Here is a 21666-nt window from a genome sequence, read left to right on the forward strand (position 1 = left end):
TCTCATTCTCCGGATCGTCCGTCCCCGCGCACTGCCTGGAGGATGCCGGGCAGCGCCCCGAGGAAGGCGTCCACCTCGTCGTCGCCGAGGTTCAGCGGCGGCATCAGCCTGACGACGTCCGGGGCGGGCACGTTCACCAGGAATCCGGCCTCCTGAGCCGCCTGGCGCACCTGGGGCGCGAGGGGCTCGGTGAGCACGATACCCAGGAGTAGGCCCGCGCCCCGGACAAAATCGATCAACTCGTGGCCGAGGCCTTCGATCCCGTCCCGCAATGCGGCGCTCTGCCGCTTGACGTTGTCCAGCAGCCCCTCGTTCTCGATGGTGTCGAGGACGGCGAGCCCGGCCGCGCAGGCGACGGGGTTCCCGCCGAACGTCGTGCCGTGGTGCCCGGGCTGGAGCAGCTCCGCGGCCCGCCCGAAGGCGACGGTCGCGCCCAGCGGCAGCCCGCCGCCGAGCTGCTTGGCGAGGGTGACGATGTCGGGCAGGACACCCTCGTGGGCCTGGTACTCGAACCAGTGCCCGGTCCGGCCGATGCCGGTCTGCACCTCGTCGAGGACGAGGAGCGACCCGGTCGAGGCGGTGATGGCACGGGCGGCCTTGAGGTAGCCGGCGGGCGGGACGACGACGCCCCGTTCGCCCTGGATCGGCTCGATGATGACGAGCGCGGTCTCCTCGGTCACCGCGGCGGCCAGTGCCTGCGCGTCGCCGAAGGGGACATGGGTGACGTCGCCGGGCAGCGGCAGGAACGGCTCCCGCTTGCCGGGCTGGCCGGTCATCGCCAGGGCGCCCATGGTCCGCCCGTGGAAGGCGCCCTCGGTGGCCACCACATGGGTCCGCCCGGTCAGCCGGCCGATCTTGAAGGCGGCCTCGTTGGCCTCGGCGCCGGAGTTGCAGAAGAAGACCCTGCCGTCCCGGCCGAAGAGCCGGAGCAGCCGCTCGGCGAGAGCCACGGTGGGTTCGGCCATGAAGAAGTTGGAGATGTGGCCGAGGGAGCCGATCTGCCGGGTCACGGCTTCGACGATCGCCGGGTGGGCGTGGCCGAGGGCATTGGTCGCGATGCCGCCGACGAAGTCGAGGTACGAGTTGCCCTCGGCGTCCCACACGCGGCTGCCCTCACCGCGTGCCAGGGGCAGCTGCGGGGTGCCGTAGTTGTTCATGAGGGCGCCCTGCCACCGCGTGGTCAGTTCCTCATTGCTCATGACTCCCCCTGTTCGCCCGGTCCCTCGGGCTTCTCGTCGGGCACGACCATCGTGCCGATGCCCTCGTCGGTGAAGATCTCCAGCAGGATCGAGTGCTGGACCCGGCCGTCGATGACGCGGGCGGTGGTCACGCCGCCCCGTACGGCGTGCAGACAGCCCTCCATCTTCGGCACCATGCCGGAGGACAGGTCCGGCAGGAGCCGCTCCAGCTCGGAGGCGGTGAGGCGGCTGATCACCTCGTCGCTGTTCGGCCAGTCCTCGTAGAGGCCCTCGACGTCGGTGAGGACCATGAGGGTTTCGGCGCCCAGTGCGGCGGCGAGTGCCGCGGCCGCCGTATCGGCGTTGACGTTGTAGACATGCCCGTCGTCCTGGGAGCGGGCGATCGAGGAGACGACCGGGATGCGGCCGTCGGCGAGCAGGGCCTCGATGGCGCCCGTGTCGATCGCGGTGATCTCGCCGACCCGGCCGATGTCGACGAGTTCGCCGTCGATCTCGGGCTGGTGTTTGGTGGCGGAGATGGTGTGGGCGTCCTCGCCGGTGAGGCCGACGGCCAGCGGGCCGTGCTGGTTGAGCAGCCCGACCAGCTCGCGCTGGACCTGACCGGCCAGCACCATGCGGACGACGTCCATGGCGTCCTCGGTGGTCACCCTGAGGCCCGCTTTGAACTCGCTGACGATGCCGTGCTGGTCGAGGGCGGCGCTGATCTGCGGGCCGCCGCCGTGCACGACGACGGGCTTGAGGCCGGCGTGGTGCAGGAACACCACGTCCTGGGCGAAGGCGGCCTTCAGGTCCTCGTCGATCATGGCGTTGCCGCCGAACTTGATGACGACCGTCTTGCCGTTGTGCCGGACCAGCCAGGGCAGGGCCTCGATGAGGATCTGCGCCTTGGGCAGGGCGGTGTGCTTACGCGTGATGCTCATGACGAGTAGGCGCTGTTCTCGTGGACGTAGTCGGCGGTGAGGTCGTTGGTCCAGATGGTCGCGGTCTCGGACCCGGCGGCCAGGTCGGCGACGATGTGCACCTCGCGGTAGCGCATGTCGACCTTGTCGCGGTCCTCGCCGACGCCGCCGTTCTTGCAGACCCAGACGCCGTTGATGGCCACGTTGAGCTGGTCCGGCTCGAAGGCGGCGGAGGTCGTGCCGATCGCGGAGAGCACGCGGCCCCAGTTGGGGTCCTCGCCGTGGATGGCGCACTTGAGGAGGTTGTTGCGAGCGATGGAGCGGCCCACCTCGACGGCGTCGTCCTCGGTCGCGGCGTTGATCACCTCGACCTTGATGTCCTTGCTGGCGCCCTCGGCGTCCCGGATGAGCTGCTGGCCGAGGTCGTCGCAGACCTGCCGTACGGCCTCGGCGAACTCCTCGTACCCGGGGGTGACCTCGGCGGCGCCGGAGGCGAGCAGCAGCACGGTGTCGTTGGTGGACATGCAGCCGTCGGAGTCGACCCGGTCGAAGGTCGTCCGGGTGGCCGCCCGCAGGGCCTTGTCGAGGACCTCGTCGTCCAGGTCCGCGTCGGTGGTGAGGACGACGAGCATGGTGGCGAGGCCGGGGGCGAGCATGCCCGCGCCCTTGGCCATGCCGCCGACGGTCCAGCCGTCCTTGGTCACGACGGACGTCTTGTGGACGGTGTCGGTGGTCTTGATGGCGATCGCGGCCTTCTCACCGCCGTGCTCGGAGAGCTGCGCGGCGGCGGTCTCGACGCCCGGGAGCAGCTTGTCCATCGGCAGGAGGAGGCCGATGAGGCCGGTCGAGCAGACGGCGACCTCGATGGCGCCCCGGCCGAGCACCTCGGCCACCTTCTCGGCGGTGGCGTGCGCGTCCTGGAAGCCCTTGGGACCCGTACAGGCGTTGGCGCCACCGGAGTTGAGGACGACGGCGGAGACCTGGCCGCCCTTCAGCACCTGCTCGGACCACAGGACCGGCGCGGCCTTCACACGGTTGGCGGTGAAGACGCCGGCGGCGGCGCGGCGGGGACCGGTGTTTACCACGAGGGCCAGGTCGGGGTTGCCGTTCTCCTTGATCCCGGCGGCGATCCCGGCCGCCGTGAATCCCTGTGCTGCCGTCACACTCACGGCGCGACTCCGATCGTCGTCAGTCCCGTGGTCTCGTCGAGACCGAGGGCGATGTTCATGCTCTGGACGGCACCGCCCGCGGTGCCCTTGGTGAGGTTGTCGATGGCGCTGATCACGATGATCCGTCCGGCTGCCGCGTCGTACGCGACCTGCACCTGAACGGCGTTCGAACCGTAGACGGACGCCGTGGCGGGCCACTGGCCCTCGGGGAGCAGGTGCACGAAGGGCTCGTCGGCGTAGGCCTTCTCGTAGGCGGTGCGCACGGACTCGGCCGTGACGCCCTCCTTCGCGGCGGCGCTGCACGTGGCGAGGATGCCGCGCGGCATCGGGGCCAGGGTCGGCGTGAACGACACGGTGACCGGCTCGCCGGCGGCCGCGCTGAGGTTCTGGGTGATCTCGGGCGTGTGCCGGTGCCCGCCGCCGACGCCGTACGGGGTCATCGACCCCATGACCTCGCTGCCCAGCAGGTGGGGCTTGGGCGCCTTGCCCGCGCCGGAGGTTCCGGAGGCGGCGACGATCACGGCCTCGTTCCCGGCGAGTCCGGCGGCGTACGCCGGGAAGAGGGCCAGGGAGACGGCGGTCGGGTAGCAGCCGGGCACCGCGATGCGCTTGGACCCCGTAAGCCGAGCGCGGGCACCCGGCAGTTCGGGAAGGCCGTAGGGCCAGGTTCCGGCGTGCGGCGAGCCGTAGAACTTCTCCCAGGCGGCGGCGTCCGTCAGCCGGAAGTCCGCGCCCATGTCGACCACCAGCACGTCCGGGCCGAGCCGCTCGGCGACGGCGGCGGACTGCCCGTGCGGCAGCGCGAGGAAGACGATGTCGTGACCGGCGAGGACCTCGGAGGTGGTCTCCTGGAGCACTCGCCCGGCCAGGGGAAGCAGGTGCGGCTGGAGCGCACCGAGTTTCTGCCCCGCGTTGGAGTTGCCGGTGAGGGCGCCGATCTCCACCTCGGGGTGGGCCAGCAGCAGACGCAGCAGTTCCCCGCCCGCGTATCCACTCGCTCCGGCCACTGCCGCACGTACCGCCATGGATCCTCCTCCTTAGAGGGCATGACTATACGTTTCTCTGCACGTTTATGCAATCCCGGGTCATGGTCCGCGAGCCCTGTCCGGCGGCCCCGGAAACCTGCTTTGTCGGGACCATGACCACAGGTTAAGGTCCTCCGGCCCTTATCAGGGGATCTTGGCGGGTGGGGGACATGACCGAAGAAGGCGGCACGCACGCGGTGCTGCTCCGGGTCGCCGGGAAGGTGCTGCCGACGGTCCGGGACTGGACCGCCGGCCGCTCACGACCGGGAGTGGGCCGCCGCCCCGCGGACGACGGCCCACTCGCCCGGCCCCTACCTCTGCTTGATCCGCAGGAAGGTCACGGAGTTCGCCGGGAAGGTGTAGGTGAACTTCGCGGCCACGCCCCGGACGGTGGACGTCACCGGCGTCACCGGTGTGTCCGTCTCGGTGTTCACGGCGTCCTGGTCGGCGGCCAGCGTGGTCACGCGGGCCGTGGAGGCGACCCTGGCGCTACCGAGGTCGACGGCCGTGCGGGCCTCGGCGGACTGGGCGTTGACGACCTTGACGATCAGGTCACCGCTCTTCGCGTCCTTGGTGACGACCTGGCGGAACGGCTCGGCCGGCTTGTCGTCGGTGAAGCTGCCCCACTCCTTGCCGTCGAGGAGCAGCGTGACCTGGCGGCCTCGGACCTTGATGTCGATGTCGTAGGCGCGGCCGGTCTCGATCGAGCCCGGCTTCGTCATCAGCGTGCCCTTGCCGCCGTCCACGGCCTGCTCGATCGCGCCCTGGGTGTTGTTCCAGCCGCCCAGGTTCCACCAGTAGTAGTTGCCGGTGTCCTTGACGCCGAAGGCGACCAGGAAGCCCTCCTTGCCGGACTTCTTGGTGGCCTTCACATGGAGGTCGTAGTCCTTCCAGGCCGGGTCGCCCGCCGTGACCATGGTGTTCTCGGTCGCGGCGTCCGTCTGGACGTACTGCCCGTCCTGGATGCTCCAGCTGCCGCGGCCGCTGCCCGTCCACTTCGAGGCGTCACCCGAGAAGTCGTCGCTCAGCAGGGTCGAGCCGTCCGCCGAGGTGACCTTCACGTCGTCGTACGCGGCGCTGGTGGCCCACGTGGACAGGCCGACGGCGCCGGTGATGGGGCCGCTGACGTCCGGTGTGGTGGTGGCCTTCGAGGGGACCACACGGTCGCCGACGTTGGTCATGAACAGCTTCTGGACCTCGTAGTTGGCCGAGTTCCAGGAGGCCCGGTTGTTGAACCAGATCATGTCGGGCCGCCACTGGACGTAGTCCTCGTTGGCGAGCAGCGGGGCGTACGAGGCGAGTTTGACGATGTCCGCGTTGCGCTCCAGGCCGGTCATGAAGGCGGCTTCGGAGAGGCCGTTCTTCCAGGCGTTGCCCTGGGAGGCGTACTCGCCGAGGAAGACCTTGGGACCCTTGCGGTCGTAGGAGTCGTAGCGGTCGTTGTTCTGCAGGAACCAGTTCGGGCTGTTGTAGTAGTGCTCGTCGACCATGTCGACCTTGCCCTCGCGGTTGAGCTGCCAGGCGGTGTCGAAGGTCGTGCCGGCGTCGTCCGGGCCGGAGTTGGAGATGACGGTGATGTCCGGGTACTTCGCCTTGATGGCGGCCCGGAACCGCTCGAAGCGGGCGAAGAACTCCTTGGGGAGGTTCTCCTCGTTGCCGACCCCGATGTGGGTGAGGTGGAACGGCTTGGGGTGGCCCATCTTCGCGCGCACCTTGCCCCAGGTGGAGGTCGCCGGGCCGTTGGCGAACTCGATGAGGTCGAGGGTGTCCTGGATGTGCCGCTTGAGCAGGGCCTCGTTGTCGGTCGCCTTGTTCTGGCCGCAGCCCGTGACCAACGCGGGGACGACGGGCAGCGGCATGGCGCCGATGTCCTCGGAGAGGCGGAAGTACTCGTAGTAGCCGAGGCCGTAGCTCTGGTTGTAGCCCCAGAAGTTGGAGTTGGTGGCGCGCTCCTCGACCGGGCCGATGGTGTCCTTCCACTGGTAGCTGCGCTTGCGCTGCCAGTTGGACGCCTCGCTGTAGTCCTCCATGGAGCCGGTGTTGACCAGGCAGCCGCCGGGGAAGCGCACGAAGCCCGGCTTGAGGGCGGCGATCTTCTCGGCGAGGTCCTTGCGCAGGCCGTTCGGCTGGTTCTTGTACGTGTCGCGCGGGAACAGCGACACCTCGTCGAGCGCCGCGACGTTGACCGAGGCCACGGCGAGGCGGCCGCGGTTGCTGGTGCGGGTCGCGGTGAACGTGGCCTTGTACTTGGCCCAGCCGCCCTTCACGGCGACCTGGCGTGCCGTGGCCAGCGTGCCCGCGGTGTCCTTGAGCGAGACCGTGAGCGTGCTGCCGCTCTCGGCGCGGGCCCACACCGAGAAGTCGTACCGCTTGCCCTTGTCGACCCGGATTCCGGTGTTGTAGCCGGAGTTCGTGACGGACGAACCGGCGCCCAGGGAGAGGTAGTTGCGGTTGCGCGCGTTGAGGCGGCCCGAGTCGTTCACGACCTCGGCCGTGCCGCCGGCCGCCCAGGAGGTCAGGGGCGTGTAGGAGCCGTTGTCGGCGGTGGAGTACTCGAAGGACCGGTTCTGCACGAGCTCGGCGTACAGACCGCCGTCGGCGGCCCGGTTGATGTCCTCGAAGAAGACGCCGTACATCGTGTCGTCGATCGCCGCGCCCTGGGCGGACGGGTCGACGGTGATCGCGTAGTCGGTGACGTCCTCGGCGTGCGCGGGGGCCGGTACGAGGGCTGCTGCCGTCAGGAGGGCGGTGGTCGCGAGACCCACTCTCCATCGGGTGCGGGCGGTGCGTGGCATGGATACTCCGCGGCTCTCTGGTAGAGGAGTGTTCGAAATATCAGACATTGATCAGCACTTCGAACGGCAAGATAGGGAGGGGGCTGATGCGCGTCAATGGGTCGCGCAGCAACGGGTGGGACGGAGAGCGGGACGGGATGGGCGAGTTCTGGCCAGTGCCGGACGTGCTGGCGTACCTGGCCGGACGCTGGGGCGTGACGCGGTCCGTGCGGGATCTCGCGAGCGGTGCGGAAGGGGAGTTCACCGGAACCACCGAGTTCCGTACGGACGAGGCCGGCGGTCTGCTGCACCACGAGTGCGGCACCTTCGTCTGGCAGGGCGTCGCCCGGCCCGCCGAGCGGACGCTGCGGTTCCTGCCCGGCCCGGACGGCACCGCGGAGGTGCGTTTCGCGGACGGCCGCCCGTTCCACGACCTGGATCTGACGTCCGGGCGGCACGTCGCCGACCACCCCTGCTCGGCGGACCTCTACCGCGGCGAGTTCACGGTCCGGGACGCGGACCACTGGCGGACGGTGTGGCGCGTGCGCGGCCTGGCGAAGGACCTGGTGCTGCGCACCGACTACGCCCGCGAAGACTGAAAGCGGACTCCCCCGCTATGCCCGCGAAGCCTGAAGCGGACTCCCCCGCTATGCCCGCGAAGCCTGAAGCGGACGCCCCCGCTTACGCACGCGAAGGCTGAGCGGAAGCCCCGTCGAAGCGAAGGTTCCAGCGCCCGCCCCGGCCTGTCACGGAGGTCGTCGACAGCGGGCGGACGTCGATGTTCCAGTACGTCGAGGGCGGCGCCTTCAGGGCATAGACCAGGGCGGCACGGATCACGGACGGCTCGGCCACCGCCACGACACGGCAGCCGTCGTCGACGGGCCGGGTGTCGAGCCAGCCGCCGACCCGGGTGATGAAGTCCATCAGCGACTCACCGCCGTGCGGTACGGCACGCGGGTCGGCGAGCCAGGCGTCCACGGCCTGCGGCTCCCGGGCCATCGCCTCGCCCAGGGTCAGCCCGCGCCAGCGGCCCATGTCGCAGTCCCGCAGGGCGAGCTGCACCAGCGGCGCGTACCCGAGCCCCTCCCCCGTCGCACGGCTGCGCGGGGTCGGCGAGCAGTAGCGCAGCTCGGCCGCGGCGAGCGGCAGCAGCCCCTGGGCGGCATGCTCCACCTCACCCCAGCCGGCCTGGTCCAGCGGCCGGTCGTCCTCGAATCTCTCGGCGAGCAGCGAGGAGCTGCGCGCTGCGGCGACGAACGTGACCCGAAGTGGCATGCGGCGATCGTGGGTGCCGCAAGTGCGCAGGTCAAGAGGTGTTACTTCGGAGTTACCCAGGGTGCCCCAGCCCTCACTGGCCGAAGATGAGCGCCATCCAGTGCCCGGGGTGCTCCAACTCCGCGAACCCGAGCTTCTCGTAGACGCCGTGCGCGTCGTGCGTGGCGAGCAGGACCCGGCGCACCCCGAACCGCCGCACCTCGTCCCGTACGGCCGCCAGGAACGCGGTGCCGACGCCCTTGCCGCGCACCGAGGGGTCGACGTACACATCGCACAGCCACGCGAAGGTCGCCCGGTCCGTGATGATCCGGGCGTACGCCACCTGCGCCCCCGAGACCGTCTCGTACACCCCGAAGTTGAGCGAGCCCTCGATCGCCCGGTCCTGCTTCTCGCGGGTCCGGCCCAGCGCCCAGTACGCGTCGGTGGACAGCCAGCGGTGGACGCGCTCGGCGTCGAGGCGGGCGGGGTCGGTGGAGATCTCGTAGCCCTCGGGCAGGCTCGGCGTGTCGGTCATGGCGCGATGCTCGCAGGCCACCGCCCACGCGTCGAACCCTTATCCCAGCACCTCGTCGAAGGCCGTACGCAGCCGCCGTACCCCCTCCGCGATCTCCCCGGTCCCCGCGACGGCCGCGAAGCTCAGCCGGATGTGCGCGGCCGGCGGCTCGGCACTGAAGTAGGGGCGACCGGCAGTGATCGCGACACCCGCGCGAAGGGCGGCGGCGGTCAGGGCGGACTCCGCCACCCCGTCAGGCAGCCGGGGCCACAGGTGGTAGCCGCCGGACGGGACGTGTGCCAGCGCGAAGTCCGGCAGGCGCAGTGCCAGCGCGGTGGTCATCGCGTCCCGGCGCGCCTTCAACTCGGCGGAGACGGACCGCAGATGGCGCGGCCAGGCAGGAGAGCCGACGAGTTCCAGCGCGGCCTCCTGAAGGGGCCTCGGCACGAAGAAGGTGTCGACGACCTGGATGGCGCGCAGCCGCTCCAGGACCGGTCCGCGCGCGGCCAGGGCGCTCACCCGGAAACTCGGCGAGGTCGCCTTGGTCAGCGAGCAGACATGGACGACGACACCGTCGGGGTCGTCGGCGGCCAGCGGACGCGGCAGCGGCCCGGCGTCCTCGTGGACCAGCCGCCGTACGAAGTCGTCCTCGACGACGAACGCGCCCGCATCGCGGGCGATGCGCAGCACCTCGTGACGCCGCCCGGGTGCGAGCGACGCGCCGGTGGGGTTCTGGAAGAGCGGCTGGCAGACGAGGACCGGGGCGCCGCTGGCCCGGAAGGCGTCGGCGAGCAGCGCCGGTCTCACACCGTCGGCATCCACTGGTACGGGTACCGGGCGCAGGCCCGCCGCACGGGCGATGGCGAGCATGCCGGGGTAGGTCGGCGACTCGACCAGGACGGGGGCGCCGGGCGGGGCGAGGGCGCGCAGGGCGGTGGTGAGCGCGGACTGTCCGCCCGCGGTGATCAGCACCTCGGCGGCGGTGAAGGACCCGCCGATGCCTCGCGCGAACCACTCGCGCAGCTCCGGCAGCCCCTCCATGGGCGGGCGTCCCCAGGCACCGGGACGCCGTCCGGCGCGCGACAGGGCGGCGGCCATCGCCCGCTCCGGCTGCAGCGACGGGTGCAGATAGCCGCCGTTGAACTCGATCACGCCCGGCGGTGGGGTGGCCAGCGTCGCCAGTACCCCGGAGGCGTCCACCGAGCGCGGGACGAGGTCGGCGGCGCCGTCCGCGCTGAGCGCGACCTCCTGCCAGGAGGTGTCCCCGGCGGGTGCCGGTGCCGTCCTGGCCCGGGCGCGGAACGCGCCCGCGCCGGGCCGGGTGACCACCAGCCCCTCGGCGGCGAGCTGGGCCAGGGCCCGGGACACGGTCACGGGGCTCACCCGGAACCGCTCGACGAGAGCCCGGCTCGACGGCAGCTTTCCACCGGGAGAGTAGCGGTCGAGCTCCCTTCGGAGTCGTTCCGCCAGTTCAGTGACGCTGCTACGCTCTTGCATGAGAGCACAGAGTAGCGCTACTACCGCACCTCGGATAGCAGTCGCCGCCAGCCGGGACCGGGCCGGCCTGGGCACCCTCCAGGCGGCCCTCGGCGTCATCGCCTTCTCCCTCACGTTCCCCGCGACCGCCTGGGGCCTCGAGGGCTTCGGGCCCTGGTCGCTGGTCGCCGTCCGCAGTGTCCTGGCCGCGGTGATCGCGGGCGGCTGTCTGCTCGCCCTGCGTGTACCGCTGCCCGACCGGCGGCACTGGCCGGGCCTGGCGGTCGTCGGGGGCGGGGTGGTGCTCGGCTTCCCGCTGCTGACCACGCTGGCACTGCGGACCTCGACCACCGCGCACGCCGCCGTCGTGGTCGGCCTGCTTCCCCTCACCACGGCCCTCGGCTCCGCCCTGCGCGTCGGCACCCGGCCCTCGCGCACCTTCTGGACGGCGTCCCTCGCGGGCGCGGCGGCGGTGCTGGCCTTCACCGTGCAGCAGAGCGGCGGCGCCCTGAGCACGGCCGACCTGTACCTCTTCGGGGCGCTGCTGGTGTGCGCGGCCGGCTACACCGAGGGCGGCCGGCTGGCCCGGGTCATGCCGGGCTGGCACGTCATCGGCTGGGCACTGGTGCTGTGCCTGCCGCTGACCGTGCCCATGGCCGCGCTCGCCCTGGCGCAGGAACCCGTACGGCTCACCGCGCACAGCGTCACCGGGCTGCTGTGGGTCGCGGCGGGCTCGCAGTTCGTCGGTCTGGTCGTCTGGTACCGGGGCATGGCGGCCATCGGCATCCCGAAGGCCAGCCAGTTGCAGCTCGCCCAGCCCCTGCTCACACTGGTGTGGTCGGTGCTGCTGCTGGGCGAGCACCTGCCGGTGGCCGCCCCGCTGACGGCAGCGGCGGTGCTGGTCTGCATCGCCGTCACACAGCGGGCGCGCGGCTGAACGGGGCGCGCCCCGCACCCCGCCGAGCAGCGCCCCCAGCCGTAGACTCGAAAGCCACGGACCGCTGCTCCGCACCTCGTGAGGAGGCCCCAGATGCGCGCAACCGTGGGCGACCAGCTTGTCCAGCACGGCAGGGTGGTCGGTCAGCACGACAAGGTCGGCGAGATCGTCGAAGTGCTCGGCCAGGAGGGCAATCCCCCGTACCGCGTCCGGTTCGAGGACGGGCACGAGGGAGTGTGCTCACCGGGCCCGGACACCGAGATCCGGCACCGGGAGACCACCACCGGGCCGTGACGCGGCCCGGGGGCGACCCCTACCTGTAGTCGTCGAACCACTCGTGCCGGCGATTACTCGTAGTGGTCGGAGACCACTTTCGCCATCGCCCCGATCCGATCGGTCGCCACGTCCTTGGCGGCGAAGAAGACGTGCCCGCGCACCTGCGCGTAGTCCTCGGCCAGCGCCAGGTGCCGGGACAGCTCGGCCGGGTTCTGCCAGGCCGCGGGCTGCGCCGGGTCACCGGCCTTGTACAGCGCCTCCCCCACGTAGAGCTGTGTCGAGGTGCCGCGCGCGACCTCCGCCCACCAGGGCACCAGCTTCGCGTAGTCGGCGGCGGCGAAGCCGATGTTCCAGTACAGCTGCGGGACGATGTAGTCGATCCAGCTCTCGCGCACCCACTTGCGGGTGTCCGCGTGCAGGTCGTCGTACGTCTGCACGCCGGCCCGGGTGTCGGAGCCGCGCTTGTCCGTGGCGGCGTTGCGCCACACGCCGAAGGGGCTGATGCCGAAGCGGGCGCCCGGCCTGACCTTCTTGACGCGGGCCGCCGTCTCCCGCACCAGCTTGTCGATGTTGTCCCGCCGCCACGCGGCCCGGCTCGGGAAGCCGCCACCGTGCTTCTCGTAGGCCGCGTCGTCGTCGAAGCGCTGGCCCGCCACCGGGTACGGGTAGAAGTAGTCGTCGAAGTGGACGCCGTCCACGGGGTACTTCCGCACCGCGTCGAGCATCGCGTCCTGCACGAAGCGACGGACCTCGGGCAGCCCCGGGTTGTAGTAGAGCTTCCCGCCGTACGTCACCACCCAGTCCGGGTTGCGGCGCGCGGGGTGGGAGGCGGCCAGCCGGGACAGGTCGGCGTGCGTGGCGACCCGGTACGGGTTGAACCAGGCGTGCAGCTGCAGACCGCGGGCGTGGGCCTCCTTGACGGCCGTCCCCAGCGGGTCCCAGCCCGGGTCCTTGCCCTGGGTGCCGGTGAGGTACTGCGACCACGGCTCGTACGGTGACGGCCACAGGGCGTCCGCCGTCGGCCTGACCTGGAAGAACACCGTGTTGAGCCGCCTGCGGACCGCTGTGTCGAGGTGCCCCCGCAGCTCGGTGCGCTGCTGCGACGCGCTCAGCCCGGTCTTGGACGGCCAGTCGCGGTTGGCCACGGTCGCCAGCCATACGCCCCGCATGGCGGAAGCCGCCCGGTCACCTCCCTTGCCGTCCCACTCGACGTCCCCCTTGGGCGCGGCCGACGCCGGAGGCACCATCGTGAAAGCCGACAGCGCCGCCACCGCGAACGCCCTGCGTGACACTCGTCCCATCCGCATGCCCCAAAATGCCGCGGATCCGCCCGGTCGCGGATCGCTCCGGGCCCAGAATGCCCGACTCTGGACCGACCCCCGCGATCGATCATCGATACTTGGGAGTAACGTGCTCGAACGGAGCAGGCACCGGACCACGGAGCACCTGCCCGGACGTGGATCAGCAGCGAAAGGGACGATGTGACGGACATCCCAGCGGGAGACATTGCACGCGTCGGAGTCGTGGGCTGCGGTCAGATGGGCGCGGGGATCGCCGAGGTGTGCGCCCGGGTCGGTCTGGACGTCATGGTCGCCGAGACCACCGGCGAGGCCCTGGAGATCGGCCGGACCCGGCTGTACAACTCCCTGGCCAAGGCGGCGGAGCGCGGCAAGATCACCGAGGAGGAGCGGGAGGCCACGCTTGACCGGCTGAACTTCACCACGGACCTCGGCGAGTTCGCCGACCGCGACCTGGTGATCGAGGCCGTCGTCGAGAACGAGCACGTCAAGACCGAGATCTTCCAGGTGCTCGACCAGGTCGTGACCCGGCCCGACGCCATCCTGGCCTCCAACACCTCCTCCATCCCGCTGGTGAAGCTCGCGGTGGCGACCTCCCGGCCCGACCGGGTCATCGGCATCCACTTCTTCAACCCGGCCCCGGTGCAGAAGCTCGTCGAGCTGATCCCGGCGCTCACCACGTCCGAGGACACCATCGGCCGGGCCGAGCAGTTCACCGAGAAGCTCCTGGGCAAGCACGCGATCCGCGCCCAGGACCGCTCCGGCTTCGTGGTCAACGCACTGCTGATCCCGTACCTGCTCTCCGCGATCCGGATGTTCGAGACGGGCATCGCGAGCCGCGAGGACATCGACAACGGCATGGAGATGGGCTGCGCCCACCCGATGGGCCCGCTGAAGCTCTCCGACCTCATCGGCCTCGACACGGTCGCGTCGGTGGCCCAGTCGATGTACGAGGAGTACAAGGAGCCCCTGTACGCCGCTCCCCCGCTGCTCCAGCGCATGGTCGACGCGGGCCGCCTGGGCCGCAAGTCGGGCTCGGGCTTCTACACGTACGACTGACCGGCCGACCGCTGCCGCCACCTCAACGCCGCCGCTCCTCCGGCCACGGCCGGAACCGGCGGCGTCCCCATTCCGCCGCCTGCTCGTTGAGGCGACGGCGCAGCCAGCCCATCCAGAGGGCGAGCGGAGTGACGACGACAGCGAGCAGCAGCGCCGTGCCCCACCCCTGTCCGCCGGCGGAGAACCGGATCACCACGACCAACAGCGCATAGATCGCCAGCGCGTACGCCGCGTTCTTCTGCCACTTCGTCATACGCCCCCGAATACCCCCCGAGGCCGATTACGGACGGTCAGATTTCGGCCAAACCGCAGGCCCGGCACCGGAATTGGTGCCGGGCCCGCGGCATTCACACACCGTGTGCGCGCCGGGCTCGCATATGCCCCTCGCACACTCTCCCCAGGCGCCCACCAGGCGAGTTGACTCCACATGCGCATACCAGGGATGTGAAACGACTACGGAAAGGAGCGGACTCGTGGCCGCCGATCCCGAGCATCCCGTCGTTCATGGAGAACTCGCAGAGTTACGACGCCGCCTCGACGTGGCCTACGCCCGCGTCGAGGGCGGGCTGGCTCTGCTCAGCCACCGCACCGAGGAGACCGCCAAGGAGATCGACGAGCTCAACACCCGGATCCACACACTCGAACACACGCGCTGGCCGCTGCCCGCGGTCGCCGCCCTCACCGCCGTGGGTGCCCTCGTCCTGGCGATCTGGCAGGCACTGGGACGCTGAGGCCTGCCGACCTAGGGCAACACGTCCTGTCCGAGCCTGAGATGGTGCAGCAGAAGTAACGCGGCCGCCATGTTGGCGGCCGGGACCTCGCCGCGGGCGACCATGTCGGGGACCAGCTTGAGGGGGACCCATTCCCGGCGGTCCGATTCGAAGTCGTCCACGGGGTGCCCGACGTACTCGCCCTCGTCGGCCCAGTACACATGGTGCCGGGCGTCGGTGAGCCCGTTGGACGGCTCCACGCTCATGAGATGGTGCAGCGGTCCCGGCCGCCAGCCGGTCTCCTCCTCCAGTTCCCTGGCGGCCGCGCGGGCGATGTCCTCGCCGTCCTCGACGACGCCCGCCGCGAGTTCCCACCCCCAGCTGTCCGTGATGAAACGGTGCCGCCAGAGCAGCAGCACCTCGTTGGCCTCGTTCACCACCGTGGCCACCGCCACCGGCCGCAGCCGTATCAGGAAGTGGTCGAGGTGTCGGCCGTCCGGTAGTTCGACATCCGCGAGATTGACGCTGAACCAGCGGTTTGAGTACACAGTTTGTTCATTGTGTTTCGTCCACTGCACGGTTCTGCCACCTTCCGTCGAGTAAGTGGCAATATCGCAGCAGGGACGTACTGACAGCAGGCGCACAGGAAGTCGCTCGGGATGACGAGGACGCCGCTGCGCCGGGTCTACAACGGTACGCGCAGCGCCCCGTCGATGAGTTCGGCGGCCTCGGCCGTGCCCGCGCCCCCGCTGCGCACCAGATGCTCGCGCACCGCGCGCAGCCGGTCCCGCAGCCGCTGGGACTCCATGCCGCGGGCCTGCTCGGCCATCTGCACGGCGATGACCACCGCCTTGTCGGCGTTGCCCTGCCGCAGTTCGATGGTGCTCAGCATGGCCAGCCGGTGCACCCGGCCGCGGTCGTGCGCCGGGTTGTCGACGGCGGCGGCGGCATGCTCCCCGGCGGCCGCGATCTCCCCGAGGCTGAGCAGCGCCTCCGCCACCTGGACGTTGACGAGCCCCGGCTGGACATAGCCGGTCTCGTCGGGCTCGTACCCGCGCCGGATGCGCTCGGCGGACTGCTCGGCCCGCCGGATGCAGGACAGCGCGCTGGTACCGTCGCCGAGATGCGCGTACGCCTTGGCCTGCATCGCGTACAGGTCGGAGGAGAGCGCCGGCGTGATCTGCTTGCCGGCCGCCCGCAGCGCGGCCTCCGCGAAGGCGACGGACTGCCGGTACTCCCGCATGAACAGCGACTGGTTGACGAGCAGGGCGATCACATACGCCCCGAGCCCCCGGTCCCCGCTGGCCTTGGCGAGGCGCAACGCCTGGTGGAAGTAGCGCTGCGCGAGGCCGTGGGCGTCGGAGTCATAGGCACAGATCCCGGCGACGGCCACCAACCCGCCCGTCGCACGGTGCAGTTGCCGTCCCGTCTCGTCCGTGTAGCTGCCGCGCAGCAGCGGGGCGGCCTCGGAGTTGAGGAAGCCGACGATGCGGGCCCGCGTCGCTATGCCCCCCGCCTTGCGGTACATCTGCTCGTAGTGGGCCCGGGCCGACCGCAGCATCTCCAGGTCGCCCGCGGTGACCCGGTGTCTGCCGCCGCGGGAGACGTCCACGTCCTCGGGCGGGTTCTCCCACTCCCACACCGGCATGACGGCGGGCGTACCGGTGAGCGCGGGCGCGCCCAGGATGTGCGGGCGCTGCTGCTGGTCGGAGCGCCACAGGGCGGTGGCCCGCTCGACGAACCCGGACAGCGAGCCGGTGTGCGGCGCTGCCGGCTCACCGGGCACGCCGAGGCCGATGTCGTCGAGGGTGACGTGCCGTTGGAGCCGGGCGGCGAGCACCTCGCAGATCAGGTCGGGCACCTGGCCCCTGGGGCGCTGCCCCTTCAACCACCGGGCGACGGCGGTGTGTTCGTACCTCAGGGACAGGCCCCGTGCCCGTCCCGCCTGGTTGACATGTGCGGCCAGCCCCGCGTGCGAGATCCCGGCTTCGTCCAGGATCGCGTCGAGCAGAGTGTTGGGCTGCATGTGGGCCCCCCGGTGGCTCGGTGCGGCCAGATTAGTGGTTCCGCCTTCACACGGGGTGTGAACGGAGTGCTCGAATCCGCGCTGTGTGCGCGCTGTCGCACAGAGTCGCCGGCCGGTTGACTGAAATGCCTCGCAAGAGGCCGGCCGGGCCGCCGGCTCCCCCTCGTACAGTGCGGCGGCCCGCTTCCGCCGTCCGCCCAGCCGCCTGCCCGACACTCCGTGGCGGGGCGGACGGCATCGCCGGCCGGCCGGGCGAGTCATCGCCGGTGGGTCAGAGGTGAGTTGTCGGCTGCGGGTGCGTGGTGGTGGTTCGCGCAGTTCCCCGCGCCCCTGGGGGCATGCGCCCGTCGTTCCTCAGGACCAACAGGGCGATGTCGTCCGTCGGCGTGCCCTGGGAATGGTCGACCAGCGCGCTCTGGACACCGCGGAGAATCGCCCGCGGTGCGAACGGCTCCTCCCGTGCGACGCTCGCCAGCACGAACGGCAGGGGGAAGAACCGGCCACGGGCATCCCGCGCGTCCTGAGCACCGTCCGTGTAGAGGAACAGCGCGTCGCCGGGCGGGAGATGCCCCAGGCCGACGGTCGACAGCACGTCCGGCAGCGGAAACACTCCCAGCGGCGGGTACGGGTCGGCGGGCGCGAGCTGTTCGACTCGGGTACCGCTCAGCCGGTACGGCCACGGATGCCCGCAGTTCAGGGCGGCCATCTCGCCGTCGGCGCGGATCTCCACCAGCAGCAGGGTCACGAACTCCTCGGCGACGCTCGCCGGATGCTCCTGGCGCAGATGCCGGTCCAGGGCGCGCTCCAGCCGGCGCAGCACCCCGCCGAGGTCCGCCTCGTCGTACGCCGCCTCGCGGAAACAGCCCAGCACGGCGGCGACGGTTCCGAACGCGCCGATCCCGTGCCCGCGTACGTCGCCCATCACGGCCCGTACGCCGTGCTCGGTGGCGACGACCTCGTACAGGTCACCACCGATCGCGGCCCCGCGCTCCGCCGACAACTGGGCGGCCGCGACAGCCAGCCCGCCGATACACGAGGGCAACGGCCGCAGCACCGCGTTCTGTGCGGCAGCCGCGACCCGGCGCAGCTGCCGCAGCTCACGCATCAGCGTCCGCCGCGCACAAAGGATCACCCCGGTACCCACCGCGAGGAGAACCGCACCGGGCAGACCGAGGCCGCGCACCCGACCCTTGAAGCGGATCATGCCGATGGCCCCCCAATTAGGCCCTGACACACAGAATCGGACCGGCCCAAGAGGGCCGGTCCGATTCTGTCGACAGCACGCCGGAAAAGGCAGGATCATCCACCTTTACCACTCAATCGAGTGAGGCAAATCCGGGCTTCGCCTTGGGGCGCGCAGCCCTCACGGCGCTAACTCCGCAATTCAGCTCCTACGCGCTCACCCGCGAGCGCGACCGCCGCATCCCGAGCGGCGGAGGCCTCGTCCACGGTCAGGGTCCGGTCACCGGCCCGGAAGCGCAACGCGTACGCCAGCGACTTCCGTCCCTCACCCAACTGCTCGGCGTTCTCGTACACATCGAACAGCCGGATCGACTCCAGCAGCTCCCCGGCCCCGGCACGCAGGGCCTCCTCGACCTCCGCCGCCGGAACCACCGCGTCGACGACCAGGGCGACATCCTGCGTGGCCACCGGGAACGCGGAGATCCGCGGCGCCGTCAGCGTGGCGTCGCCGGCCTTCTCCACCGCGTCCAGGTCGATCTCCATCGCGCAGGTACGCGCGGGCAGCCCCAGCGCCTTGACGACGCGCGGGTGCAGCTCCCCCGCGTGCCCCACGACCCGCTCGGCGCCGTCCACGGTGATCACCAGCTCGGCGCACCGACCCGGGTGCCACGGCCCGTACTGCCCCTTGCGGATGATCAGCTCGGCGCCCGCCTCACGGGCGACGGTCCGGGCCGACTCGATGGCGTCGGCCCAGTCGGCCGGACGACCCTTGCCCCACCAGCCGGCCTGCTCGCGGGCCCCGGCGAGGACGACGGCGGCGTGCCGCGGCTGCACGGGCAGCGCGGCGTTCAGCTCGGCGATCTCCTCGTCGGTGGGGCGGCGGTCGACGGGCAGCCGGACGGCGACGGGCTGCTCCGCACGCGGCTGGAAGACCAGGCCGGTCTCGAACAGCGCGAGATCGTGCGAGCCCCGGCCGTCGTTGCGCCGCAGGGCACCCAGCAGGCCCGGCAGCAGCGAGGTGCGCAGTGCAGGCTCCTCGTCGCTCAGCGGGTTGCTGAGCTTCACGACACGGCGCGCCGGGTCGTCGGAATCCAGGCCGAGCCGGTCGAAGACCTGCTCGCTGATGAACGGGTAGTTCGGCGCCTCGACGTACCCGGCCCCGGCCAGTGCCCGGCCGACGCGGCGGTGCAGCCGCTGCCGGTGGGTCAGGCCACGGCCGGCCGGCGGCCTGGGCAGCGTGGAGGGCAGGTTCTCGTAGCCCTCCAGGCGGATGACCTCTTCGGCCAGGTCGTTCGGGTCGGTGAGGTCGGGCCGCCAGGACGGCACGGTGACGATCAGCTCGTCCTGGCCGTACACGTCGCAGCCGACCTGCTGGAGGCGGCGTACGACGGTCTCGCGGCCGTACACGACGCCCGCGACCTTGTCCGGGTGGTCGGCCGGGACGGTGATGGTGTGCGGCGCGCTCGGGGCGAGGACCTCGGTGACACCGGCCTCGGCGGTGCCGCCCGCGAGCAGCACCAGCAGGTCGACGGTGCGCTGCGCGGCGGCCGCCGCGGCCTGCGGGTCGACGCCGCGCTCGAAGCGCCGGGACGCCTCGGAGGACAGCTTGTGCCGGCGGGCCGTACGCGCGATCGACACCGCGTCGAAGTGCGCGGCCTCGATCACCACGTCGGCCGTGGCGTTCTCCACGTCGTCGTGGTCGGCGATCTCCGTGTTGGCGCCGCCCATGACACCGGCGAGCCCGATCGGGCCGCGGTCGTCGGTGATCACCAGGTCCTCGGCACCCAGCGTGCGCTCGACACCGTCGAGGGTGGTGAGCTTCTCGCCCTCCTCGGCCCGGCGCACGCCGATGGTGCCCTGGACCAGTCCGCGGTCGTAGGCGTGCAGCGGCTGGCCGAGCTCCATCATCACGTAGTTGGTGACGTCGACGGCGAGCGAGATCGGGCGCATGCCGACCTTCTGGAGCCGACGCCGGAGCCAGATCGGGGAACGGGCCTCGGCGCTCAGGCCCGCCACCGTGCGGGCGGTGAAGCGGTCGCAGCCGGTGGGGTCGGAGATCTGGACCGGGTAGCCGTACGCGTTCGGTCCGGGCACGTCGAGCAGGGCCGGGTCGCGCAGCGGCAGGCCGTAGGCGATGGCGGTCTCGCGGGCGACGCCGCGGATGGACAGGCAGTCGCCGCGGTTGGCGGTGACGGCGATGTCCAGGACCTCGTCGACCAGCTCCAGCAGCTCGACGGCGTCCTTGCCGACCTCGGTCTCCGGGGGCAGCACGATGATGCCCTTGGTGCCGTCGTCACCCATGTTCAGCTCGTCGCTGGAGCAGATCATGCCGCGCGACATCTTGCCGTAGGTCTTGCGCTCGGCGATCTGGAAGTCACCGGGCAGGACGGCACCGGGCAGCGCCACGACGACCTTGTCGCCGACGGCGAAGTTGCGGGCGCCGCAGACGATCTCCTGGAGTTCGCCGGTGCCGTTGGCCTGGCCGACGTCGACGGTGCAGAAGCGGATCGGCTTCTTGAACTCCGTCAGCTCCTCGATGGTCGCCACCCGGCCCACGGCCAGGGGGCCCTTGAGGTCGGCGCCGAGTTGCTCTACGGTCTCGACCTCCAGACCGGCCGAAATCAGCTTGGCCTGCACGTCACGACCGGTCTCCGTCTCCGGCAGGTCGACGTACTCCCGCAGCCAAGAAAGCGGGACCCGCATCAGATCTCCATCCCGAACGGCCGGGTGAACCGGACGTCACCCTCGACCATGTCTCGCATGTCTTCGACGTTGTGGCGGAACATCAGCATCCGTTCGATGCCGAACCCGAAGGCGAAACCGCTGTACTTCTCCGGGTCGACACCGCAGGCCCGCAGCACGCGCGGGTTGACCATGCCGCAGCCGCCCAGCTCGATCCAGCCCTCGGACGAGCAGGTGCGGCAGGAGCGGTCGGGGTTGCCGACGGAGGCGCCGCGGCAGACGTAGCAGACCATGTCCATCTCGGCGGACGGCTCGGTGAAGGGGAAGAAGTTCGGCCGCAGCCGGGTCTTCATGCCCTCGCCGAACAGCGACTGGACCATGTGGTCCAGGGTGCCCTTGAGGTCGGCCATGGTGAGGCCCTCGTCGATCGCGAGCAGTTCGACCTGGCGGAAGACGGGCGTGTGCGTGGCGTCCAGCTCGTCGGTGCGGTAGACGACACCGGGACAGATCACGTAGACCGGCAGCTCGCGGTCGAGCAGGGAACGGATCTGCACGGGCGAGGTGTGGGTGCGCAGCACCACGCCGGACTCGGTGCCGCCCTGCGGGCCCTTCACGAAGAAGGTGTCCTGCTCGCCGCGGGCCGGGTGGTCCGGGCCGATGTTCAGGGCGTCGAAGTTGAACCACTCGGCCTCGACCTCGGGCCCCTCGGCGACCTCGTAGCCCATGGCCACGAAGATGTCCTCGATGCGCTCGGACAGCGTGGTGAGCGGGTGCCGCGCCCCGGCCGGTACGCGGTCGTGGGGCAGCGTGACGTCCACGGACTCCTCGACGAGCACGCGGGTGTCCCGCTCGGCCTCGAGTTCGGCCTGGCGGGCGGCGAGGCCCTTGTTCACGGCGCCGCGTGCCTGGCCGACGCGCTTGCCGGCCTCCGCCTTGGCGTGCGGGGGCAGGGCGCCGATCTCGCGGTTGGCGAGGGCCAGCGGGGAGGTGCCGCCGGTGTGGGCGACCTTGGCCTCCTGGAGCGCGTCGAGGGAGTCCGCGGCGGCGAAGGCGGCGAGCGCCTCGTCCCGCATGCGCTCGATCTCTTCCGGTTTCAGTGTCTCGACCTCGACCGGGTCGTACGACTTATTGGGTGCCGACATCTCTTCCCGTGCTTCCGGTTGGCTGGCTGGAACGCCCCGTCTAC

Annotated in this window: 20 protein-coding genes; 5 read left to right on the plus strand and 15 right to left on the minus strand. The window is 71.1% G+C overall.

The window, feature by feature from the left end; genetic code table 11:
• Positions 1–2 precede the first annotated feature (2 nt).
• From ACFZBT_RS24015 to ACFZBT_RS24035, 5 genes are all read right to left on the minus strand, one after another.
• Complete coding sequence (locus tag ACFZBT_RS24015; RefSeq protein WP_391106725.1) at positions 3–1199, minus strand: acetylornithine transaminase; 1197 nt, start codon at positions 1197–1199, stop codon at positions 3–5.
• Positions 1196–2119: an acetylglutamate kinase gene (argB, locus tag ACFZBT_RS24020; protein WP_391106728.1), complete on the minus strand. Its 924-nt coding sequence runs from the start codon at positions 2117–2119 to the stop codon at positions 1196–1198. Before argB ends, ACFZBT_RS24015 begins: the two co-directional genes overlap by 4 nt.
• On the minus strand, positions 2116–3267 hold the full coding sequence (gene argJ / locus ACFZBT_RS24025; protein ID WP_391106731.1) for a bifunctional glutamate N-acetyltransferase/amino-acid acetyltransferase ArgJ: 1152 nt from the start codon (positions 3265–3267) through the stop codon (positions 2116–2118). Before argJ ends, argB begins: the two co-directional genes overlap by 4 nt.
• On the minus strand, positions 3264–4292 hold the full coding sequence (gene argC, locus ACFZBT_RS24030; RefSeq protein ID WP_391106734.1) for an N-acetyl-gamma-glutamyl-phosphate reductase: 1029 nt from the start codon (positions 4290–4292) through the stop codon (positions 3264–3266). The genes argJ and argC overlap by 4 nt, the downstream gene beginning before the upstream one ends.
• Before the next feature lie 311 nt (positions 4293–4603).
• Positions 4604–7087, minus strand: a complete 2484-nt coding sequence (locus ACFZBT_RS24035) for an alpha-L-arabinofuranosidase C-terminal domain-containing protein (protein WP_391106736.1) — start codon at positions 7085–7087, stop codon at positions 4604–4606.
• 137 nt (positions 7088–7224) lie between these two features.
• Between ACFZBT_RS24035 and ACFZBT_RS24040 the strand changes: the two genes are divergently transcribed.
• Positions 7225–7665, plus strand: coding sequence for a DUF6314 family protein (locus tag ACFZBT_RS24040; protein ID WP_391107047.1), 441 nt, complete (start codon positions 7225–7227; stop codon positions 7663–7665).
• 82 nt (positions 7666–7747) lie between these two features.
• Here ACFZBT_RS24040 and ACFZBT_RS24045 read toward each other — a convergent pair whose 3' ends face one another.
• From ACFZBT_RS24045 to ACFZBT_RS24055, 3 genes are all read right to left on the minus strand, one after another.
• The gene (locus tag ACFZBT_RS24045; RefSeq protein WP_391106739.1) at positions 7748–8341 is read right to left on the minus strand and encodes a histidine phosphatase family protein; all 594 of its coding nucleotides are present in this window, start codon (positions 8339–8341) and stop codon (positions 7748–7750) included.
• Positions 8342–8414: 73 nt separating this feature from the next.
• Positions 8415–8855: a GNAT family N-acetyltransferase gene (locus tag ACFZBT_RS24050; protein WP_391106742.1), complete on the minus strand. Its 441-nt coding sequence runs from the start codon at positions 8853–8855 to the stop codon at positions 8415–8417.
• Positions 8856–8894: 39 nt separating this feature from the next.
• The gene (locus ACFZBT_RS24055; protein ID WP_391106745.1) at positions 8895–10331 is read right to left on the minus strand and encodes an aminotransferase class I/II-fold pyridoxal phosphate-dependent enzyme; all 1437 of its coding nucleotides are present in this window, start codon (positions 10329–10331) and stop codon (positions 8895–8897) included.
• Between ACFZBT_RS24055 and ACFZBT_RS24060 the strand changes: the two genes are divergently transcribed.
• Both ACFZBT_RS24060 and ACFZBT_RS24065 read left to right on the plus strand, forming a co-directional pair.
• Complete coding sequence (locus ACFZBT_RS24060; protein ID WP_391106748.1) at positions 10330–11247, plus strand: EamA family transporter; 918 nt, start codon at positions 10330–10332, stop codon at positions 11245–11247. The two genes, ACFZBT_RS24055 and ACFZBT_RS24060, sit on opposite strands and share 2 nt — an antisense overlap.
• Before the next feature lie 93 nt (positions 11248–11340).
• A complete protein-coding gene (locus tag ACFZBT_RS24065; protein WP_010045242.1) occupies positions 11341–11541 on the plus strand; it encodes a DUF1918 domain-containing protein in 201 nt (66 codons plus the stop codon).
• Between the two features lie 53 nt (positions 11542–11594).
• On the opposite strand, the gene ACFZBT_RS24070 is transcribed toward ACFZBT_RS24065, so the two are convergent.
• Positions 11595–12824, minus strand: a complete 1230-nt coding sequence (locus ACFZBT_RS24070) for a family 10 glycosylhydrolase (RefSeq protein WP_391106750.1) — start codon at positions 12822–12824, stop codon at positions 11595–11597.
• Positions 12825–13004: 180 nt separating this feature from the next.
• Between ACFZBT_RS24070 and ACFZBT_RS24075 the strand changes: the two genes are divergently transcribed.
• Entirely contained in the window at positions 13005–13880 is an 876-nt protein-coding gene (locus tag ACFZBT_RS24075) for a 3-hydroxybutyryl-CoA dehydrogenase (RefSeq protein ID WP_391106752.1), read from the plus strand.
• Positions 13881–13902: 22 nt separating this feature from the next.
• Here the strand turns inward: ACFZBT_RS24075 and ACFZBT_RS24080 are convergent, their stop codons facing one another.
• On the minus strand, positions 13903–14133 hold the full coding sequence (locus tag ACFZBT_RS24080) for a hypothetical protein (protein ID WP_391106755.1): 231 nt from the start codon (positions 14131–14133) through the stop codon (positions 13903–13905).
• Positions 14134–14353: 220 nt separating this feature from the next.
• Here ACFZBT_RS24080 and ACFZBT_RS24085 point away from each other — a divergent pair, with 220 nt between their 5' ends.
• On the plus strand, positions 14354–14611 hold the full coding sequence (locus ACFZBT_RS24085; protein WP_184597347.1) for a hypothetical protein: 258 nt from the start codon (positions 14354–14356) through the stop codon (positions 14609–14611).
• Positions 14612–14622: 11 nt separating this feature from the next.
• On the opposite strand, the gene ACFZBT_RS24090 is transcribed toward ACFZBT_RS24085, so the two are convergent.
• The 5 genes from ACFZBT_RS24090 to pheS form a co-directional block, all read right to left on the minus strand.
• Entirely contained in the window at positions 14623–15168 is a 546-nt protein-coding gene (locus ACFZBT_RS24090; RefSeq protein WP_391106758.1) for an NUDIX domain-containing protein, read from the minus strand.
• Between the two features lie 107 nt (positions 15169–15275).
• On the minus strand, positions 15276–16616 hold the full coding sequence (locus ACFZBT_RS24095) for a transcriptional regulator (RefSeq protein ID WP_391106761.1): 1341 nt from the start codon (positions 16614–16616) through the stop codon (positions 15276–15278).
• Between the two features lie 271 nt (positions 16617–16887).
• Complete coding sequence (locus ACFZBT_RS24100; protein WP_391106764.1) at positions 16888–17820, minus strand: SpoIIE family protein phosphatase; 933 nt, start codon at positions 17818–17820, stop codon at positions 16888–16890.
• 167 nt (positions 17821–17987) lie between these two features.
• Positions 17988–20501: a phenylalanine--tRNA ligase subunit beta gene (gene pheT, locus ACFZBT_RS24105; RefSeq protein ID WP_391106766.1), complete on the minus strand. Its 2514-nt coding sequence runs from the start codon at positions 20499–20501 to the stop codon at positions 17988–17990.
• Positions 20501–21622 (minus strand): phenylalanine--tRNA ligase subunit alpha, encoded by a 1122-nt coding sequence (gene pheS / locus ACFZBT_RS24110; RefSeq protein WP_391106769.1) that lies wholly within the window; start codon positions 21620–21622, stop codon positions 20501–20503. Before pheS ends, pheT begins: the two co-directional genes overlap by 1 nt.
• Positions 21623–21666 lie beyond the last annotated feature (44 nt).

Origin of the sequence: Streptomyces sp. NPDC008137 (assembly GCF_042957035.1) — a bacterium.
Taxonomy (GTDB): Bacteria; Actinomycetota; Actinomycetes; order Streptomycetales; family Streptomycetaceae; genus Streptomyces.

What these genes read in the sequence shown, in the direction of transcription:
- ACFZBT_RS24040 (WP_391107047.1), top strand. Translation starts at nt 7,225, where the DNA reads ATGGGCGAGTTCTGGCCAGTGCCGGACGTGCTGGCGTACCTGGCCGGA.
- ACFZBT_RS24095 (WP_391106761.1), bottom strand. Translation starts at nt 16,616, where the DNA reads ATGCAGCCCAACACTCTGCTCGACGCGATCCTGGACGAAGCCGGGATC.
- ACFZBT_RS24070 (WP_391106750.1), bottom strand. Translation starts at nt 12,824, where the DNA reads ATGGGACGAGTGTCACGCAGGGCGTTCGCGGTGGCGGCGCTGTCGGCT.
- ACFZBT_RS24035 (WP_391106736.1), bottom strand. Translation starts at nt 7,087, where the DNA reads ATGCCACGCACCGCCCGCACCCGATGGAGAGTGGGTCTCGCGACCACC.
- argC (WP_391106734.1), bottom strand. Translation starts at nt 4,292, where the DNA reads ATGGCGGTACGTGCGGCAGTGGCCGGAGCGAGTGGATACGCGGGCGGG.
- argB (WP_391106728.1), bottom strand. Translation starts at nt 2,119, where the DNA reads ATGAGCATCACGCGTAAGCACACCGCCCTGCCCAAGGCGCAGATCCTC.
- ACFZBT_RS24100 (WP_391106764.1), bottom strand. Translation starts at nt 17,820, where the DNA reads ATGATCCGCTTCAAGGGTCGGGTGCGCGGCCTCGGTCTGCCCGGTGCG.
- ACFZBT_RS24080 (WP_391106755.1), bottom strand. Translation starts at nt 14,133, where the DNA reads ATGACGAAGTGGCAGAAGAACGCGGCGTACGCGCTGGCGATCTATGCG.
- ACFZBT_RS24065 (WP_010045242.1), top strand. Translation starts at nt 11,341, where the DNA reads ATGCGCGCAACCGTGGGCGACCAGCTTGTCCAGCACGGCAGGGTGGTC.
- pheS (WP_391106769.1), bottom strand. Translation starts at nt 21,622, where the DNA reads ATGTCGGCACCCAATAAGTCGTACGACCCGGTCGAGGTCGAGACACTG.
- pheT (WP_391106766.1), bottom strand. Translation starts at nt 20,501, where the DNA reads ATGCGGGTCCCGCTTTCTTGGCTGCGGGAGTACGTCGACCTGCCGGAG.
- ACFZBT_RS24055 (WP_391106745.1), bottom strand. Translation starts at nt 10,331, where the DNA reads ATGCAAGAGCGTAGCAGCGTCACTGAACTGGCGGAACGACTCCGAAGG.
- ACFZBT_RS24045 (WP_391106739.1), bottom strand. Translation starts at nt 8,341, where the DNA reads ATGCCACTTCGGGTCACGTTCGTCGCCGCAGCGCGCAGCTCCTCGCTG.
- ACFZBT_RS24060 (WP_391106748.1), top strand. Translation starts at nt 10,330, where the DNA reads ATGAGAGCACAGAGTAGCGCTACTACCGCACCTCGGATAGCAGTCGCC.
- ACFZBT_RS24015 (WP_391106725.1), bottom strand. Translation starts at nt 1,199, where the DNA reads ATGAGCAATGAGGAACTGACCACGCGGTGGCAGGGCGCCCTCATGAAC.
- ACFZBT_RS24050 (WP_391106742.1), bottom strand. Translation starts at nt 8,855, where the DNA reads ATGACCGACACGCCGAGCCTGCCCGAGGGCTACGAGATCTCCACCGAC.